Genomic DNA, 18,070 nt, shown 5'->3' on the forward strand with positions numbered 1-18,070 from the left:
CTAGTAGTTCCGGAGATCGTCTTCGTCGATGGCGGGCTTCTTCTTCGGTTCCTCGCGCTTGCGCTTCTCCTCTTCCTCGCGCTTGCGCTTCTCCTCTTCCTCGCGCTTGAGGCGGGCTTCGTCCTCCGCCTTGCGCTGCGTGTCGCCCTGCTTGCGCTGCACTTCGTCCTGCTTCTGCTGCGCGGCCGCTTCGCGCTTGAGGCGGGCCTCCTCCTTCTTGCGCTGCAGCTCGTCCTTCTTGCGCTGCGCCTCTTCCTTCCGGCGCTGAGCAGCCTCCTCGCGCTTGAGGCGGGCCTCCTCGAGGCGCCGCTTGCGCTCCTGAAGCGCCTTCTCACGGCGCGTCAGCGGGCGCTCCGGCGGGGGCGCGGGGGCTGGAGCGGGCTGCGGCGCCGCGGGTGTCTCGGCGGGCGCCACCGGCTCGAAGTCGGGCGCGGCGGCGGGCGCCACGGACTCAGCGGCGGGGCGCGCCGGTGCGACAGGCTCGGCCGCGGGAGTCGCCAGCTGCTTCGTGGGGGTGGGCGCCGCGGCGGGCGCGGGCGTCGGCGTCGGCTCGCGCGTCTGCGTTCCCTTGGGCGGGGGCGGCATCGACAGCGAGCGAGAGGACGCGGGCGTCGCGGCCGGACGCGCCGGGGGCGGCGATGCGCGCGAGCCCTTCGACGAGGACGTGCCTGAGCTGCCGCTCGTGAAGGACAGGTAGCCACCGATGCCGGCGGAGACGAGGCCCGCCAGGAGCCCCACGTCCGCCACCAGGGCGTACGTCTTGCCCGTGTCCTTGAGGTCCTGGGCGCGCGGGCTCACCTGCGGCGTCCGCTTGAAGGTGTCCTGCTTCGAGGAGGCCTCGAGCCCGAAGTAGATGCCACCGGCCAGCAGCGCCGCGCCCGTGGCCAGCAGCACGTAGCCCGCGGTGCGACGTCCTGAACTCGCGCCGCCGGAGAAGTGCTTGAGCGGCTTGCCGTTCACGCGCGCCGCGTCGGCGGCCACCAGGTCCGTCAGCAGCCCCTGCGAGCCCGTGGCCATCGCGTCCCCGCGCGGCACCGGTCCCTGGCCATAAGCGAGGTTGTGTCCATCCGCCGCGTCCAGGCGCAGCCCCGTGACGTCCAGCGGCGCCGTGCCCGGGCCACCGCGAACCAGCAGCGCCAGGACCTGGGGCACGCCCGCGAGCGAAGCCAGCTCCGCGAGCGCGAGGTCGCGATCCGGCCCGTTCGGGGTCTTCACCACGCGCTGGGTGAGCGCGTCCACGCGCGTCTGCGCGGGCAGGCGCTGGAGCGTGAAGGAGACCTCGCCCTCACGCGCGCGGCCCTGGGTCAGCGCATGGCCAGGCGCCAGCAGCGTGACGTAGTGGTCCGCGAGCGGCAGGCCCGTCACCGCGACAGGCGTCACGCCGCGGAAGACGCCGTCCACGTAGACCTCGGCGGGCACCGGCTGCGAGCGGATCTGGAACGAGCTGGGGTTCGCGGCGAGAAGGGCCTTGCGCTCCTTCTCCACCATCGACACTTCCTCGGGCGGGAAGAAGTTGGGCGAGAACTGCGCGCGGGGGTCCACCGCCAGCACGGCCCGCATCTCCAGCTCGGCGGCCTTGTTCTCACCGTTGGCCACCTGCGACGCGGCCTTCATCACCCGCGCGTGGCTCAGCTCGGTGAAGTGCCGAGACAGGTCGCTCTGCTCGTAGGCGCGGACCGCCTTGTCGAACTGCTGGAGCGCCTTCTGCGTGTCCAGTTCGTCGTAGGCGTGCAGTCCTTCCTTGATGGCGGCGGCGCCCTCCTCGGCCTTGGCCTCGCGGGACTGGGCGCCATCGGCGTCCAGCGCGTCCGCCATCCGGACTGGCTCCAACCGCCCGGAGCGGGCCAGGGCCTGCTCGGCCCAATAGGACAGCCGGAGCGCATCCTCGCGAGCCGACGGATCCAACGGCACGGCCACCACCGTCACCCGGGGGCCGGTGGCCGCCGGAAGCGACTGGGGCACGAGCCGCAAGGTCATGTGCTGCGGCTGTGCCGCCGCGGGCCCCACGGCCAACAGTCCCACCAGCCAGCCGCTCAGCGCCGCGTGCATCGCACGATTGAAAGGACGTCGAATCACTCTGTCACCCTCGCTCGTCGCGAATTACACGCACTGGGCGCCAGAATGCCAGAGGGGAAAGGGCTTTAACGACCCGCCGAGCCCCCCGGGGGCCGATTTGCCGGCCTCGGCGGGCCCGCGGACACGCCGTGGAGGTAGTTGAGGGCCACCCGCAGCTGCCAGTCCGAGAGCTTCGCGGTGACGTCCCAGTCCCTCAGGTTCGCCGGCAGCGTCTGCGGCGCCGCGCTCGTTTCGGTCGCCACCGCGGGCTCGGCCTTGAAGTGACGCCGCAGGTCCTTCTCCCGCACGGAATCCCGGCCCGCCTTGCCGTTGGGGTCCTCTGGCACGAGGAAGTCCGGGGTGATGCCCTTCTCCTGGATGCTGCGGCCCTTGGGCGTGTAGTAGCGCGCGATGGTCAGCTTCAGCCCCGAGCCATCCTCCAGCTCGATGACGGTCTGCACGCTGCCCTTGCCGAACGTCTGCGTGCCCATGATGACGGCGCGCCCGTGGTCCTGGAGCGCGCCCGCGACAATCTCCGAGGCCGAGGCGCTGCCCGCGTTGACGAGCACCACCAGCGGATAGTCCTTCTCCGTGTCCCGGTCCCGGCTGCGCTCCTCGGTGGCGTTGCGGCCGTCGCGCCCGCGGGTGGTGACGATGAGCAGGTTGCCGGGCAGGAAGCGGTCGCTCATGGCCACGGCTTGATCCAACAAGCCGCCCGGGTTGTTGCGCAGATCCAACACCAGCCCCTGCAGCTCCTTGCCGCCATTGAGCCCGCGCAGCCGATCCAGCTCCTTGCGCAGGTACAGGTCCGTGCGGTCCTGGAAGTTCTTCACCTTGATGTGGCCGATGCCGTCGTAGAGCGCGCCCTCCACCGACACGATGCGGATGTGGTCGCGGATGATGGCGATCTCCTGGGGCGCGTTGAAGCCCGCGCGCATCACCGTGAGCAGCACGCGCCCTCCCGCCGGACCGCGCATCTTCTGCATCGCGCGCCCCACGTCCATGCCCTGCGTGCTCTCTCCGTCGATGCCCAGCAGCTCGTCGCCGGCCTTGATGCCCGCGCGCGCCGCGGGCGTGTCATCGATGGGGGCGACCACGACGATGTGCTCGGCCTTGCGGGCAATCTCGATGCCCAGCCCGCCGAACTCCCCCGACGTGTCGATCTTCATCTCCCGGAAGACTTCCGGCGGCATGTAGAGCGTGTGCGGATCCAGCGTCTCCAACATGCCCTGGATGGCGCCGTGGATGAGCCGCGCGCGGTCCGGCTGCTCCACGTAGTTGTTCTCCACGTAGGAGAGCACCCGCGCGAACAACTCGAGCTGGCGGTAGGCCGAGTCGTCCTTCTCGACGACGCGCGCGGGCGTGCCCTCCGCGAGCGCCGACATGGGCACTCCCAGGAGCACGAGGGCCGCCAGCATCCCACGCCACGGTTGCAGAAGCCCTGTCACGGCGGTGCGTCCTTTCCCGGCTCGGTCGTGTGCGCCCTCGCGGCGCCCCGGCAGTCTACACCCGGTCGCGCGGGCGATTCCCGGCGCTCACAGCCTCGCGCGGTCCGCGAAGCGCGTGAGGTAGGACACCAGTTCGTCCGGACGCTCCATCTGCGGCACGTGGCCAAAGCCCTCCACCACGTGCACCTCCGCGTGCACCGGCAGGTGCGTGCGATACCAGGCGAGAATCTCGGGCGGCAACAGCCGCTCACTGCCGCCCCACAGGAAGAGCACGGGCATGGCCAGGCCGCGCACGGCCTCGGGCTCCAGGCTGGCGCGCGTCTCCAGCGCCTCCTGCGTGAGCGCCTTCACGGTGTTCGTCGTGTAGAACTTGCGCAGCTCCGAGGCCAGCAACAGCGCCGGCAGTGGCGCCTTGTGGAACAGCCGCTTCGTCAGCGCGCGCGCATCCTCGGTGGTGCGCACCGAGAAGGCCCCCAAGAGCGCGCCGAGCACCGGCTCCGGCAGCTCCGCCCCCGCGGGCGCCACCAGCGCCAGGGCCTTCACCCACTGGGGACACTCGGCCGCCAGGGTGACGGACAAGGCGCCTCCCAGCGAGTTGCCCACGACCAAGGCGGGCTCCCGCACCACCTGCTCGCAGTACGCGCGCAGCACGTCGAACTGGTTGCGCACGCTCACCGGCCCGCCGCGGTACTCGCTGGAGAAGCCGTGACCCGGCAGGTCCGGTGCGAACACGCGCGAGAAGCGCCGCGCCAGCCCGAAGAACGTCCGGCCAAAGCCGTTGGCCGAGCCGCCCAGCCCATGCACCAGCAGAATCGGCGGTCCCTTGCCCTGCCCCTCGAGCTGGTAGTGGTGCACCACCTGCCCGCCCACGCGCACTGTCGAGGACTGGACACCGCGCACCATCAGCATGCGCCGCATCGCCTTCTGCATCCCGTCCATCAGGTCCATGCGCCCACCGCTCCTTGCCAAGGGACTGTCCGCCGCAAGGTAATGATGCCCTGGATTCGGCGCAGCGCGTCAGGGAACGGGAGCCAACCAGAGCGCCGGGTCCACCGCCTGCCCCGCCTTGCGCACCTCGAAGTACAGGTAGGCGCCCTTGAGGGAGCCCGTGTCGCCCACCTCGCCCACGCTCTCGCCGGCGGCCACGTGGGCGCCCACCACGGGCGTGATGGTGGAGAGGTGCGCCATCAGGGTGTGGAAGTCATCGCCGTGGTCGAGGATGAGCAGGTTGCCGTAGCCGCGCAGCCAACCCGCGAAGACGACGGTGCCCTCGGCGACGGCGCGCACGGGTGAGCCCGAGGGCGCGCGCAGGTCCACGCCCTTCTGCACCGTGACGGTGTTGAAGCGCGGGTTCACCACCTTGCCGAAGCCCACCTCGATGACGCCCGACGCCGGACGCGGCAGCTTGCCCTTGAGCGCGCCGAAGCCGCTGGTGGCCGGGGCCTCGTGCAGGTCCTTGAGCATGCGCGTGAGGTCCGCGTCCGCGCCCTCCAATTCGCGCACCGCGCGCTTGGCCAGCTCCGCCTCGCCCGCGAGCTGCCCGACGACTTCCTCCAGCGCCTCCTGCTGCGCCTGGGCCTGCTTCGATTGCTCCTGGAGGAAGGCCACGCGCGCGGCCAGCGAGGCATGGAGGCGCTTGAGCTCGAGCGTGGCCTGACGCTGGAGCGTGGCCACGTGCTGCACGGTGCGCAGGAGCTCCAGGTCGCCGGACATGCTGGCCTCCAGGGCGCGCGCGCGCCACATGAGGGCGGAGAAGTCATCGGCGGACAGCAGCACCTCCAGCGGGCGGCGGCGCATGACGCGGTAGAGCGTGCGCAGCCGAGGCGACAGCCGGCGAAGCTGTGCGCGCAGGGCCTCGCGCAGCACCGCCTCCTCGCGCTCGGCCAGGGTGACGCGACGCCGGAAGATGGCGAGGTCCCCTTCCAGCGCGCGGACGCGACGGCGCGAGAAGGCCGCCATGTCCTCCATCAGCTCCATGCCCTCGAGCACGGAGAGCTTCTTCGATTCGATGAGCGCGAGCGTGGCGCGCTGCGCGGCCAGCTTGTCGCGCACGGCCGCGCGCTCCGCCTCCTCGTCCTTCTGGGCCCGAGCCGTGGCTGCGCCCAGCAGCAACATGAGGGCCAGCAGCCGGCTCATACGCGCAGGAAGCGCCCCACCGCGACGAAGCTGCCGCCCAGCCCGAGCCCACATCCCGCCGCCACCAACTCCAGCGCGGTACGCGGCTCCACCCACGAAGTGGAGACACCCGGGCCCAGCAGGAACGCGAACAGCGAGCCCAGCGTGGGGCCCAACACGCGACCGAAGGTCCACAGCCCGAGCAGCGCCAGCCCCGCGCCCAGCAGCCCTTGAAGCAAGCCCTCCAGCAGGAAGGGCGCCTTGACGAAGCGGTCCGTGGCGCCCACCAGCTTCTGGATTTCGATCTCCTCGCGCCGCGAGTAGATGGCGAGCTGGAGCGTCGCCGCGACGATGATGACGGTCGTCCCCAGCACCACGAGGAAGGCCACCAGCGCACCGAAGCGCAGTGCCCGCGCGATGGCGGACAAGCGCTCCACCGCGGCCTCTCCGTAGTCCACGGAGGTGACACCGGGCTGGGCGCGCAGCTCCTTCGCGAGCACGCGCAGCGCCTCGGGCGAACGCCGCTCCGGAGGCACGCGCACCTCCAACGTCGCGGGCAGCGGGTTCTCGGGCAGCTCGGCCAAGGCCTCGCCCAGGTCACCCAGTTCGCGACGAAGCCGAGCCAGCGCGGCCTCGGGAGGCACCACCGTCACGTCGCCCACGTGGAGCTGCTGGACGCGCTCGTGCACGCCGTGCACTTCGTCCTCGCCCAGCTCGGGGGCCAGGTACACCGTCACCTCCACCTCGCCCCCGAGCGAGGACAGGAGGTTGTCCACCACCCGCGAAGCCCCGCGCGTCAGCCCCGCCGCGAACAGCGCGATGGCGATGGTGGACACCGCGATGAAGTGGACGAACGGCGCGTGCCGCAGTCCTCCGGCCGCCGAGCGCCAGAAGTACGCCGTCTTCGCCAGCGCGCTCATACCGCCATCCGGCGCGCTGCCTTGACGCCGTCCTCGTCGGAGACGATCTGCCCGCGCTCCAGCCGCACCGTGCGCTTCTGATAGCGCGACAGCAGCGTGGCGTCGTGGGTGGCCACCACCACGGTGGTGCCGCGGATGTTGACCTGGGTGAGCAGGTCCATGATCTCGACCGTGAGCGCCGGGTCCAGGTTCCCGGTGGGCTCGTCCGCGAGCAGGATGGTCGGATCGTTCACCAGCGCGCGGGCAATCACCACGCGCTGCTGCTCGCCACCGGAGAGTCGCAAGGGCAGCGCATCCGCCTTGTGCTCCAGGCCCACCAGCTTGAGCATGCGGCGCACCTTCTCGCGGCCCTCGGCGCGCGGCACGCCCAGCACGTCCAACGTGAAGCCCACGTTGTCCGCCACCGAGCGGTGCGGCAGCAGCTTGAAGTCCTGGAACACGACGCCGATGTTGCGCCGCAGGTACGGCACGGCGGACTCGCGGATGCGCGCGATGTTGCGCCCGCCCACCAGGATTTGCCCCTTGGTGGCCTTCTCGCCGCAGAAGATGAGCTTGAGCAGCGTCGTCTTGCCCGCGCCGGACGGGCCCGTGAGGAAGACGAACTCGCCCTTCTCCACGTTCAGGTTGATGTCCTGGAGCACCGGCGGATCGCCGGGATACGCCTTGTACACGTGGAAGAACTGAATCATGGCCGGGGCGTGGGTCGCTGAACCTACCACGTCCCGGCTGGGCCGCCGCATGCACGTCGTGCGGGGGCCGCCTCACTTCCTGCGTGCCGAGGCCCGAGGTGCGCCCCGCGCCTTCACGGCCCGCCCGTGTGAGCCCGCTTGAGCCCGCGAGGGAGCGGCCACCGGAGGCGTCCGCCACACATCCCAAGGTGGCTCCCCGGCGAACCGGTCCACGAGGAAGTCGATGAAAGTGCGCACCTTCGCGGAGAGGTGGCGTCCGCGCGGGTACACCGCGTGGATGCCCACCTCCGCGGGCGAGTGCGCAGGCAGCAAGCGCACCAGACGTCCCGCGGCCACGTCCTCACCGACGAGGAAGCTGGGCGTCAGCGAGACGCCGAGGCCCTTCAGTAAGGCCACGCGCAGCAGCTCCCCATTGCTGGCGGTCAGCCGGCCCCCCACTCGAACCACGGACTCCTGCCCGTCCTCGCCGAGAAACCGCCACTCCCCCGGAGTCGCCCGGTACGCGTACTCCAGACACTCATGATGGGCGAGGTCCGCGGGGATTCGCGGCATGCCCGCGCGCGCCACATACGCCGGCGTCGCGCAGAGGATGGAGCGACTGGGCGCAAGCCGCCGCGCCACGAGGCTCGAGTCCGGCAGCGCCCCGATGCGGATGGCGACATCGATGCCCTCCTCCACGAGGTCCACCTTCCGGTCGTTGAGCGTGATGTCCATGGCCACCTCCGGATACGCGAGCAGGTAGTCCGCGATGGCCGACGACAAGTGGCGCGTGCCGAAGGAGATGGGCGCGTTCACCTTCAAGCGCCCGCGCGGCACCGCCTGCTGCGCGCCCGCCGCGCCCCGAGCCTCCTCCACGTCCTCGAGGATGCGCAGACAGCGGGCGTGGAAGCCCGCGCCGACCTCCGTGAGGCTCAACTTCCGCGTGGTGCGGTGGAGCAGCCGCGCGCCCAGCCAGTCCTCCAGCGTGGTGAGGTGATGACTGACGCCCGCGGGAGACAAGCCCAGCTCGCGCGCCGCTTGCGAGAGGCTCCCGCTCGCGACCACCTTGGTGAACACCGCCATGCTCGTCATGCGGTCCATCGCGCCTCCGCCCGGCTTTCAGGAAGGCTGAAGAGTCCTTCCAACGCGGTCCCAGTTATCAACCCGCCACGCATCGCGCATTCCTTCTCCATCAACCGGGCCGCTCCACACGGACGCGGCCTTGCCAGGAGAGAGCACGCGATGGAACGACTGACGGGACAGGTGGCGCTGGTGACGGGAGCTTCGCGAGGCATCGGCCGCGCCATCGCGGAGCGGCTGGCCCACGACGGCGCTGCGGTGGCGGTGGGCTACCACGCGAATCGGGCACCGGCCGAGGAACTCGTCACCGAGATCCGGTCTCGGGGAGGAAAGGCCGTGGCGTTGCCCGTGGATGTCACGCGGCACGAGGACGTGCGGCGATTCTTCGACGACGCGGAGGCGCAGCTCGGCCCCGCGACCATCGTGGTGGCGAACGCGGGCACCCTCCTCGTGCGCCCCTTCGTGGAGATGAAGGCCGAGGACTTCGAGACGGGCTTCTCGGTCAACACGCGCGGCACCTTCCACGTGTTCCTGGAGGCATCCCGCCGCCTGCGCGAGGGCGGACGCATCATCGGCGTGTCCACGAACCTCACGAAGCGGGCCAAGCCCGGCTTCAGCCTCTACCAGGCCAGCAAGGCGGCGGTGGAGCAGTTCGTGATGGTGCTCGCCAAGGAGCTGGGGCCGCGCCGCATCACCGTGAACGCGGTCGCGCCGGGCGCCACCGACACGGACATGCTCGTCCCCGCGCACCGCGACGCGGCGGCCAGCGAGATTCCGCTGGGCCGCGTCGCCCGTCCCGAGGACATCGCGAACGTCGTCGGCTTCCTCGCCTCCCGCGAGGCCGGGTGGGTGACCGGACAGGTCGTGGGCGCCAACGGCGGCATCGTCTGAGCCACACGCCCCCGCGAGGAGACGGAAGGCTCAGCCGCGCCCCACCGCGGTGATGAACACCCAGCGGGCGCCGTCGCGCAGCACCATCAACCGGATGCGCACGTCGCGCCGGCCCCACTCGAACTCGAAGCGGAAGTCGAAGCTCTCCGTCACCTCGCCGCCCTGGGCCGCGAGCGCGTCCAGCCGCCCTCGAAAGGCGGCGACGTTCGTGCAGGGCGCCACCTCCTCGAAGAAGCGACGTCCCAAGGTGCGCTGCGGCGAGCGACGGGCCTGCGCGGCCTCGGCCGCGTTGAAGGCCACCACTCGGCCCTGCGCATCCAGCTTGATGGCGCCGAAGGGCAGCCGATTGAAGTCCGACTCCGACATGCCCCGGAGGACGGCCTCCGTCAGTGAATCGGCGTCGACCACGCGGGGCCCGCCCTGCGCAGCCGCCTCGGGGGCAGTGCCGGGAGTTGTCGTCATGCGCGACATGCCCGCGATTATCGCGGCGACCGCAGGCGACCGGTCAAAGCCGGCCCACGCGCTTCGCCCAGAACCGGACATCCGCCGCGCGCGGCCAACGCCTGGGCCGCGCGCGACTCGAGGACTACTGCTCGCCCTCTCCGGCGAGATAGCTCAGGATGACCTCGTCGAGGCTCTTCTCGGAGATGAGGTCCTCGCCGAAGAGCGTCTCCACGCCCACCTCGTTGATCTTCGGCTTCTCCTTGAGGGCACGCGCCGCGGCGACCTCGGGAGGCAGCAAGAACACGGGCGCAGCGGGAGCAACCGGCTGGACCTGCGGAGGCGGAGGCGGTTGAGGCTTGGGAGGCGGAACGGGAGCAGGCGGGAGCCGGGCCTGCGCTTGATCCGCCTCGCTGGCGAGTTGCCCCGGCTGGTAGTGCCGCGCCGTGGACTCGTAGCTGTCGTAAACCCCGTTGATGAGGTTGCGCAGCATCTCCTTGTGCTGCTCCTCCATCAACTCACGAACGACCTCCGCCAGATTCTCCGCATTGAGGATGTCGGCGTAGGAGGTCTTCTTCGACGCGAGGATGTTTCCACCCACGAACAGGTGGGTGATGATGTGCGGGTTGTTGACACCCGAGTCCTCGGTCTGGACGTGGTAGACCTTCCCCTTGTGCTTGATGTTGTGGTTGAAGCCGGTGACGGCTTTCTCGAAGGTTTTCGCCATTGCCGAGGGGGGCACCGTAGCAGCGGGGGTGTGACGGCACAAGGTAAGCATCACGCGCATTTCGCGCGCGTCGCGAGCCTGCCCGCCCCTCCCTTCCGTCCGCGCCACGCGGCGGCACTGCGCGGACTGCCCTGTCGTCCAGCAAGCGGGCCAGCGGCACGCGCATTGAAAAGCTAAAAGCGGCTGGGGTACGTACAACCAGCCGGGACCCGTTACCCACGCGGAAGGCACCCAGGGAGCCACGGATGACGAAGGACAAAGCGCTCACCAACAAGGTGCGCCTGCAGGACGCCCAGGCGCTGGCCGAGGGATACTCGCCCGCCATCCGCGCGATGGAGATCAGCGCCATCGTCGGATTCATCGGGCTGGAGGCCTTCCTCGCGTACCGGCTCTCCGGGTCACCCCACCATGGCCCGTGGATGCTCCTGAGCGCGGTCCTGCTGGGCTACATGGCCGCGGACTTCGTCTCCGGGTTCGTCCACTGGATGGGCGACACGTGGGGCTCCACCGACATGCCGGTGCTCGGCAAGGCGTTCATCCGCCCATTCCGGGAGCACCACGTCGACGAGAAGGCCATCACCCGGCACGACTTCGTGGAGACCAACGGCAACAACTGCCTGGTGTCCCTGCCGGTCGCGGCCATCGCCGTGGCCCTGCCCATGACGAGCCCGGGCTGGGTGTTCATGGCCAGCTTCCTGGGCGCGATGATCTTCTGGGTCATGGCGACCAACCAGTTCCACAAGTGGTCGCACACGGACTCGCCGCCGGCGATCATCGGCTTCATGCAGCGCGTGCACCTCATCCTGCCGCCCGCGCACCACCGCATCCACCACACGGCGCCCTTCAACAAGTACTACTGCATCACCGTGGGCTGGCTGAACCGGCCGCTCCAGATGGTGCACTTCTTCCCCACGCTGGAGCGGATCATCACCCGGGTCACCGGCCTGCTGCCCCGTCAGGACGACATCGGCGCCGAGGCCGCCCAGGCCATCGTGGAGGCCAACGTCACCACCGACGCCCCCGTGGTGCAGGCGGCTCGCGAGCTCTTGAAGGCAACGACCGAGGAGAATCCCCCGGTCCCTACCCGCCCCTCGACCTGAGCGCCGCCCAGGGGACCTAAACCAAGGATAGTAATTCTCGTCCGGCCTCAGGCGGTGCGCCTGAGATCGGTGCGGCGCAGGAATGGACTGGCGAAGCGCTGGGCGGAGCGAGCGGCGAGGTAGGCATGCACCCGGGCCATGAGTCGAGCCATGGTGCGGCAGCGGTGATTTCGGGTGACATTGGCATGCAAGTCGAGCCACACACGCTCGATGCGATTGCCCTGGGGGCAGTAGGGCGGCAGGAAGTGGAGGACGAATCGCTCGCCGAGCTGCGCGAGCACCTTGCGCGTCTTCCTGCTGGAGTGGACGGCGGCGTTGTCGAGGACGAGGTGGATGTGGCGTGCGCGCCGATAGTCACTCGCCAGACGCCAGAGAAGCTGAATGAAGAGTGCGCTGGCTTTGCTCCGTCCCTCCACCCACGTCAGCTTTCCCGTGCGGACATTGAGAGCGCCCGCGAGGTAGCGCTTCTGGTTGTTGCCCGGCGTCACCACCACGCGTCTGTGCCCAGGTAGACACCAGTCGCGTCCCACCTTGGGGTTGAGATGGATGTCGACCTCGTCCACGTGGAGAACAGGCTCCTTGTCAGGGCCATGCACCGCGAGACACCTCAACTCGTGGAGTCGACGGCGTCGCTTCCACCCGGGCCAAGGACACTCGACGATGGGTTTGGCCGCCTTGAGCCGCGCCCCCAGGGAGGCGAGTGCACGTCCCATGGTGGCCACCGACACGCGAACCAGGCCTCGGCGCGCCATCTCCTGGCACAGCAACTCCCGCGTCCACGTCGGACGACACCAGCCCCAATCCTCGGGCGTGCCCGCCAGTACTCGCGCCAACCGCTCGCGGAACGTGCTGTCTACCTTGGGGCGGCCGTTGCTCTCCCTCCTGTCTCGCAGTGCCTGTCGCCCTCCTTCTCGGTAGCGGCGCACCGCGCCCACCACCGTCGAAGTCGCGCACTCCAGGGCCCGGGCGACGGCGTGGCACGAAGCCCCTCGTCCCACGGCCGCTACTGCCATGCATCTGCGGTAGGTGAGTGGGCAGCTGCTCCGGGCGGCCCACCGAAGCAGCGCTTGCCGCCGCTTTCTGTTCAACCACTGCCTACCTTTGCCCTGGGGCAGGGCCTTCTCGCTCTCAGGTCTTCTGCGCACACAGAGCCGAACGAGAGGTGCCCCTGCTCTTTCTTCCCGCTCGTCTCGCGCTTGCCTGCCCCTCAACCTGATCGCGAATCACGACCCTCGGTTTAGAACGACAGGTCCACCAGCTCCGCCGAAGGAATGGGCCGCCCGAGGAAGCGCGCGCCCACGTCCGCGAAGACCTCCGGCACGTCGGTGACGAAGAAGTGGTGCGAGGGCGGCGGGCCGCCCGCGGGCGCCATCAGGTCCTTCGCCGCGAGCAGCTCGACCACCGCCTGCGCGGTGGCCTCCGCCGAGTCCACCAGCGTCACCTGCGGCCCCACGACCTCGGCGATGACGCCCTTGAGCAGCGGGTAGTGGGTGCAGCCCAGCACCAGGGTGTCCACGCCATCGCGGGCGAACTCGGACAGGTACTCGCGCGCGACGAGCATGGGCACGTCCCCCGTCGTCCACCCCTCCTCCACCAGCGGCACGAAGAGCGGACAGGCGCGGGCCTTGACGCGCACCGCGCGGCCCCCTGCCTCCAGCGCCCGCTGGTAGGCCCCCGAGCGGATGGTGCCGGGCGTTCCAATCACGCCCACGCCGCCGCCCGAGGTCCGCGCCAGCGCCGCGCGAGCGCCGGGCTCGATGACGCCCACCACGGGGATGGGGAGCGTCGCGGCCAGGGCCGGCAGGGCCGCGGCGGACGCGGTGTTGCACGCCACGACCAGCAGCTTGATGCCTCGCGCCTGGAGGAACTGCGCGTTCTTCAGCGAGTACTTCGTCACCACCTCGCTGGACTTGGTGCCATAGGGCACCCGCGCGGTGTCCCCCAGATACAGGGTGCTCTCCTGGGGGAGGTGGGCCATCAACGTCTTGAGGACCGTGAGGCCGCCGATGCCGGAGTCGAAGACTCCAATGGGTCCGTGGCTGTCATGCCGCATGCGCGGACTGCCTATCACGTTTGATGCCAGCGTCAGGTGCGGCACGAAAGACACAGCGGGCCGGGCCCCCAGGGTCCCGACCCGCCGCTCACTTCCCAGCTTGTCCCGCGCTCAGTTGGTGCGCGCGACCGGCACCGTCAGCGCGCTGTTCGGGCCCGGGAACTGGTGGGCAATCACGTCGATGGCGGGCAGGTTCGCCGGGGAGCGGTACACGCGGCCGTTGGACCCGGTGGCGATGATGGACACGTAGTAGCTGCCCGGGCGGAGGAACTCGAACACCACCGGCGCCTGGCCACACCCGTAGAACTCACCCGTGAGGCCGTACACCCACTTGCCGGTGAACTTGTCCTGGAAGTTGATGCTCACCTGCGAGACCCCGGCCTGCGAGCACGTCAGCCGCGTGTTGCCGTCATAGAGGTCCCACCGCACCGAGGCCCCGCCAATCTCCCACGTCTCGGCGGTGACGGAGACCGGCGTGCCGTTCTGCGAAACGAACCCACCGCCGTAGTAGTAGACCGGGCGAATCTGCGAATCGAGGGCGACGACCTCCAGGTAGTGCTGCCCCGGATCCAGGTAGGGCGACTGCACGCTGTTGCCGCCGCTGCCCTCGCTGCAGTTGAAGCGCTTCCAGTTGCTGTCATCCACCCGGGCATCCACGTACGCGATGCCCGCCTGGCCGCAGGAGGGATAGGAGCTGCCCGCCTGGGTGGGGAAGAGCCAGTTCACGTACGCATAGGAGGTCGGCTGGCCGAGCGGCGTGAGGTCGATGTTCACGCTCACGTTGCCGTTGACGGTGAAGCGCCCGCTGCCCACGTAGACGCGCTGGTCGCTGTAGTTCACCGCCTCGATGTCGAACGCGTACGTCCCCGGCACGAAGTCATGGAGGATGATTCCGTCGAAGCCATTGGCGTTGCACGGGTAGTAACCGCCGTTGGCCAGGTCTTCACCCGGGATGGAGATGTTCACGCCCTTGATGCTGGGGTCGTCGGAGCAGCGCTTGCCTCCAAAGGTCCACATGAAGCGCACATCCCCCGGGGAGCCCTGAACCTCACAGGTGTCGCAGCCGTTGTCGTGGATGACGCAGCCGGAGGTAACGGCGACGAGACAGAGAAGGGCGGCAAGCAGTCGGGAGTTCATGAGGGCATCCGTACGTCGGGTTTGAGGTCGTCGGCCCGCGGTATGCGCCTGTGGACGCCCTCGATCGGGAATTATTCATGGGCGCCGGACCTCACCGCACAGGCGGGCAGGCGCGCCGCGTTTGTTTGACCGTCCGGACCGTGAATGTTAGGCGCTGAAGTCCAATGATACCCCACTTGCCCCTGGCGCTCGCCGCCATGAACTACGTGGAGATCATCCGCGACGCGTCCTTCATCGAGCTGGCGGTGCTTCTCCTCCTGATGGGCGTGTCCGTCGCGTCCTGGGCCCTCATCGCGATGAAGGCCTCGCAGCTGTCGCGCGCACGAGCACAGTCCCTCACCTTCCTCGACATGTTCTGGAAGGCCTCTCGCCTGGAGGCCATCTACCAGTCGGCCCAGAAGCTGGAGGGCTCGCCGCTCTCCAAGGTGTTCTGCGCCGGCTACGAGGAGCTGAGCAAGCTCGCGCAGACGAAGGAGGGCGCCGCCGAGGACGCCATGAGCGCGAAGCTGGGCGGCATCGAGAACGTGGAGCGCGCGCTCAACCGCGCCGCCACCGCGCAAATCACCGAGCTGGAGGCGCGCGTGTCGTTCCTCGGCACGGTGGGCGCGGCGTCCCCTTTCGTGGGCCTGTTCGGAACGGTCATTGGCATCCTCAGCGCGTTCAACGAGATCGCCGAGAAGGGCAACGCCACGCTGGCCACGGTGGCCGCGCCGGTGGGCAACGCGCTGTTCGCCACGGCGGCGGGGCTCTTCGCGGCCATCCCGGCGGTGGTCGCCTACAACTCGTTCGTCAGCCGCATCAAGGTGTTCGACACGGAGATGTCCAACTTCTCCGCGGACTTCCTCAACATCATCAAGCGGCACTTCTTCCGCTAGGGAGCGCACGGCCATGGGAATGGGCGGAGGCAACCGAGGCGGTGGCCGCACCACCATGAGCGAGATCAACGTCACGCCCATGGTGGACGTGATGCTGGTGCTGCTCATCATCTTCATGGTCACCGCGCCCCTCATCCAGCAGGGCGTGAAGGTGAACCTGCCGGAGACGAAGGCCACCCCCGTCGAGGCCAGCGACAAGAAGCTGGTGCTGTCCATCGACGCCGCGCGCAAGGTCTACATCGGCGACGCGGAGGTCTCCCTGGACGAGTTGGAGGCGAAGCTCGCCGCCAACGCCAAGGCCCAGGCGGACAAGGAGGTCTATCTCCACGCGGACCGCGAGGTGCCCTACGGCGTCGTGGTCGAGGTGATGGCCGCCGCGCAGCACGCGGGCATCCACAACGTGGGGATGATCACGGACCCGTCCGGCGGGGGTCGGGCGTCCAAGGCTCCGGCAGCCAAGCCCAAGGAGGCGAAGCGCTAGGCCATGCACCCCGCGGTGAGCCACAGCCTGCTGTTGACGCGACCCTCTCGGCTGTCGCGCTTCCTCGTCTTCTCCGTGGTGGGGCACGTGGGCGTGCTGCTCGCGGCGGTGCTCTACGCGCGCCTCGCCGCGCGGCCGCCCGTGGACCTGAACCCCGAGCCCATCAAGGCGTCACTCGTGCGCCTGGGCAAGCCGCGCGACCCCAAGCTCCTGCCGCGCAAGGAGCAGCTGCCGCCGCCTCCCAAGGAAGTCGAGGCGAAGCCCGTGGCCACGCCCCAGGCGCCGCAGCCCGAGCCCGCCAAGGTCGCCGTGCCGGTGCCCGGCGTGAAGCCCGAGCCCGCCGCGCAGCCCACGCCGCAGAAGGGCGACAAGAGCGCGGAGGACCGCCGCAAGCGGCTGTTCGGCGCGTTCGACAAGACGGCCAAGCCGCAGCCCGCCGAGGACCTGGAAGGCGCCGAGGATGGTGACCCGGATGGCGACTCCGCCACCGCCGAGGGCGAGCGCTACTACGGCCTGCTGAAGTCCCAGGTGCGCCGCCACTACAACGTGGCGGACACCATTCCCGACGCCGAGCGGATGTACCTCAAGGCTCAGGTGGCGGTGCGGCTGGGCCGCTCCGGCGAGGTGCTGGACGTGAGCCTGGCGAAGTCCAGTGGCAACGACCTGTTCGACTCGGCCGTGCTCGCGGCCGTGCGCAAGGCATCCCCCTACTCTCCTCCTCCCGATGCGCTTCGCGACTCGCTCCAGAAGAGCGGCGTCGTCCTGGTGTTCAGCCCATGAAAGCCCTCCTGCTCTCGCTCCTGCTGGTCCCGCTCGCGGCGCTCGCCCAGGCGCCCGTCATCGAAATCTCCGGCGCCAACTTCCGCCCGCTGCCGCTGGCCAATCCCGCGCCCGTGGCGCAGGACCCGGGCGCCAAGAAGCTGGTCGCGCCCTTCGACGCGGCGCTCGGCTATGACCTGTCCGCCTCGGGCATCTTCCAGGTGTTGGACCGCGCGAGCTTCACCGCGGACGCCAAGGAAGGCATGACCGCCGGCAGCATCAACTTCAGCCGCTGGGCGGACGTGGGCGCTGAGTCGCTCGTCAAGGTGTCGCTCGCGCAGGACGGTGGCTCGCTGCGCGCCGAGCTGCGGCTGTTCAACGTGGCCACGGGCCGCGAGGACCTCAAGGTGGCCAAGGACGCGCCGGCGGATCAGCCGCGCAAGCTGGCGCACGCGCTGGCGGACGCGCTCTACCGGCACTTCACCCACGAGCCCAGCCCGTTCCTCACCCGCATCACCTACGCGCGCAAGGCCGGCTCCAACCGCGACGTGTTCGTGGCGGACTGGGACGGCAACAACGCCCAGGCGCTCACGCAGGGCGGCACCAACATCCTCCCTACGCTGGGGCCCAGCGGGCAGGTGGCCTACACGTCGTATCGCAAGAACCGTCCCGACATCTGGGTCCAGACGCCGGGCGGCGAGGCGAAGCCCCTGGTGACCGAGGGACAGATGGCCACGGGCGCGGCGTACTCGCCGGACGGCAAGCGGCTCGCGTACGCGCTGGCCGAGGGCGAGAGCGCGCAGATCTACGTGGCCAACGCCGACGGCAGCGGCGCGAAGGCCATCACCGACACGCCCTACGGGCTCAACACCAGCCCCTCGTGGTCGCCGGACGGCAAGCGCATCGCCTTCGTGTCCAACCGGGGCGGCAGCCCGCAGGTCTACGTCATGGGCGCGGATGGCTCCGGCGTGCGGCGCCTCACCTTCCAGGGCAACTACAACCAGACGCCGGACTGGTCGCCGCGCGGAGACCTCATCGCGTTCACCGCGCGCGACGAGCGCAACGCGTTCGACCTGTTCACCGTGAACGTGGACTCCGGCAAGGTGACGCGCCTCACGCAGGACCAGGGCAACAACGAGGAGCCCACGTTCTCTCCCAACGGGCGCCTCATCCTCTTCAGCTCGAACCGCAACGGCACGCCCTTCCTGTGGGTCATGACGTCGGATGGCGGCAACCAGCTTCCGCTGCCCATGGACAAGGGGAGCTGGCTGACGCCTGACTGGGGCGCTGCTCCCGCCTCGCCGTGAGTTCGGGCCGGCG

General features: G+C 69.8%; 18 protein-coding genes. 6 read left to right on the forward strand and 12 right to left on the reverse strand.

Going from position 1 to position 18,070, the window contains the following annotated elements; translation table 11 throughout:
• From JGU66_00985 to JGU66_01015, 7 genes are all read right to left on the reverse strand, one after another.
• Entirely contained in the window at positions 1-2,049 is a 2,049-nt protein-coding gene (locus JGU66_00985; GenBank protein ID MBJ6759315.1) for a PEGA domain-containing protein, read from the reverse strand.
• A 92-nt stretch (positions 2,050-2,141) separates the two neighbouring features.
• Complete coding sequence (locus tag JGU66_00990; protein ID MBJ6759316.1) at positions 2,142-3,473, reverse strand: S41 family peptidase; 1,332 nt, start codon at positions 3,471-3,473, stop codon at positions 2,142-2,144.
• Between the two features lie 117 nt (positions 3,474-3,590).
• A complete protein-coding gene (locus tag JGU66_00995) occupies positions 3,591-4,451 on the reverse strand; it encodes an alpha/beta fold hydrolase (GenBank protein ID MBJ6759317.1) in 861 nt (286 codons plus the stop codon).
• A 69-nt stretch (positions 4,452-4,520) separates the two neighbouring features.
• A complete protein-coding gene (locus JGU66_01000) occupies positions 4,521-5,639 on the reverse strand; it encodes a peptidoglycan DD-metalloendopeptidase family protein (protein MBJ6759318.1) in 1,119 nt (372 codons plus the stop codon).
• Positions 5,636-6,538, reverse strand: a complete 903-nt coding sequence (locus JGU66_01005) for an ABC transporter permease (GenBank protein MBJ6759319.1) — start codon at positions 6,536-6,538, stop codon at positions 5,636-5,638. The genes JGU66_01000 and JGU66_01005 overlap by 4 nt, the downstream gene beginning before the upstream one ends.
• Complete coding sequence (gene ftsE / locus JGU66_01010) at positions 6,535-7,227, reverse strand: cell division ATP-binding protein FtsE (protein ID MBJ6759320.1); 693 nt, start codon at positions 7,225-7,227, stop codon at positions 6,535-6,537. The genes JGU66_01005 and ftsE overlap by 4 nt, the downstream gene beginning before the upstream one ends.
• A gap of 72 nt (positions 7,228-7,299) precedes the next feature.
• A complete protein-coding gene (locus JGU66_01015; GenBank protein MBJ6759321.1) occupies positions 7,300-8,307 on the reverse strand; it encodes a LysR family transcriptional regulator in 1,008 nt (335 codons plus the stop codon).
• A gap of 141 nt (positions 8,308-8,448) precedes the next feature.
• Here JGU66_01015 and JGU66_01020 point away from each other — a divergent pair, with 141 nt between their 5' ends.
• Positions 8,449-9,177 carry an SDR family oxidoreductase gene (locus JGU66_01020; protein MBJ6759322.1) on the forward strand — a complete coding sequence of 243 codons (729 nt, stop codon included), beginning with the start codon at positions 8,449-8,451 and terminating at the stop codon, positions 9,175-9,177.
• A 30-nt stretch (positions 9,178-9,207) separates the two neighbouring features.
• Here the strand turns inward: JGU66_01020 and JGU66_01025 are convergent, their stop codons facing one another.
• Positions 9,208-9,639, reverse strand: coding sequence for a PAS domain-containing protein (locus JGU66_01025; GenBank protein ID MBJ6759323.1), 432 nt, complete (start codon positions 9,637-9,639; stop codon positions 9,208-9,210).
• A gap of 124 nt (positions 9,640-9,763) precedes the next feature.
• On the reverse strand, positions 9,764-10,345 hold the full coding sequence (locus JGU66_01030; protein MBJ6759324.1) for a hypothetical protein: 582 nt from the start codon (positions 10,343-10,345) through the stop codon (positions 9,764-9,766).
• Between the two features lie 245 nt (positions 10,346-10,590).
• Here JGU66_01030 and JGU66_01035 point away from each other — a divergent pair, with 245 nt between their 5' ends.
• Positions 10,591-11,445, forward strand: a complete 855-nt coding sequence (locus JGU66_01035) for a fatty acid desaturase family protein (GenBank protein MBJ6759325.1) — start codon at positions 10,591-10,593, stop codon at positions 11,443-11,445.
• A 47-nt stretch (positions 11,446-11,492) separates the two neighbouring features.
• On the opposite strand, the gene JGU66_01040 is transcribed toward JGU66_01035, so the two are convergent.
• From JGU66_01040 to JGU66_01050, 3 genes are all read right to left on the reverse strand, one after another.
• A complete protein-coding gene (locus JGU66_01040) occupies positions 11,493-12,458 on the reverse strand; it encodes an IS630 family transposase (GenBank protein MBJ6759326.1) in 966 nt (321 codons plus the stop codon).
• A 224-nt stretch (positions 12,459-12,682) separates the two neighbouring features.
• Positions 12,683-13,498, reverse strand: a complete 816-nt coding sequence (locus tag JGU66_01045; GenBank protein MBJ6759327.1) for a glutamate racemase — start codon at positions 13,496-13,498, stop codon at positions 12,683-12,685.
• Between the two features lie 111 nt (positions 13,499-13,609).
• Positions 13,610-14,635 (reverse strand): hypothetical protein, encoded by a 1,026-nt coding sequence (locus JGU66_01050; protein ID MBJ6759328.1) that lies wholly within the window; start codon positions 14,633-14,635, stop codon positions 13,610-13,612.
• A gap of 164 nt (positions 14,636-14,799) precedes the next feature.
• Here JGU66_01050 and JGU66_01055 point away from each other — a divergent pair, with 164 nt between their 5' ends.
• Genes JGU66_01055 through JGU66_01070 form a run of 4 tightly spaced genes read left to right on the forward strand, consistent with a single transcriptional unit; the run spans position 14,800 to position 18,057 of the window.
• Positions 14,800-15,510: a MotA/TolQ/ExbB proton channel family protein gene (locus tag JGU66_01055; protein MBJ6759329.1), complete on the forward strand. Its 711-nt coding sequence runs from the start codon at positions 14,800-14,802 to the stop codon at positions 15,508-15,510.
• 13 nt (positions 15,511-15,523) lie between these two features.
• On the forward strand, positions 15,524-15,991 hold the full coding sequence (gene tolR, locus JGU66_01060) for a protein TolR (GenBank protein ID MBJ6759330.1): 468 nt from the start codon (positions 15,524-15,526) through the stop codon (positions 15,989-15,991).
• A 3-nt stretch (positions 15,992-15,994) separates the two neighbouring features.
• The gene (locus JGU66_01065) at positions 15,995-16,771 is read left to right on the forward strand and encodes a TonB family protein (protein ID MBJ6759331.1); all 777 of its coding nucleotides are present in this window, start codon (positions 15,995-15,997) and stop codon (positions 16,769-16,771) included.
• Positions 16,768-18,057 (forward strand): PD40 domain-containing protein, encoded by a 1,290-nt coding sequence (locus JGU66_01070; GenBank protein ID MBJ6759332.1) that lies wholly within the window; start codon positions 16,768-16,770, stop codon positions 18,055-18,057. The genes JGU66_01065 and JGU66_01070 overlap by 4 nt, the downstream gene beginning before the upstream one ends.
• The last annotated feature ends 13 nt before the right edge of the window (positions 18,058-18,070 follow it).

Source organism: Myxococcaceae bacterium JPH2, assembly GCA_016458225.1.
In the GTDB taxonomy this organism is placed as follows: domain Bacteria; phylum Myxococcota; class Myxococcia; order Myxococcales; family Myxococcaceae; genus Citreicoccus.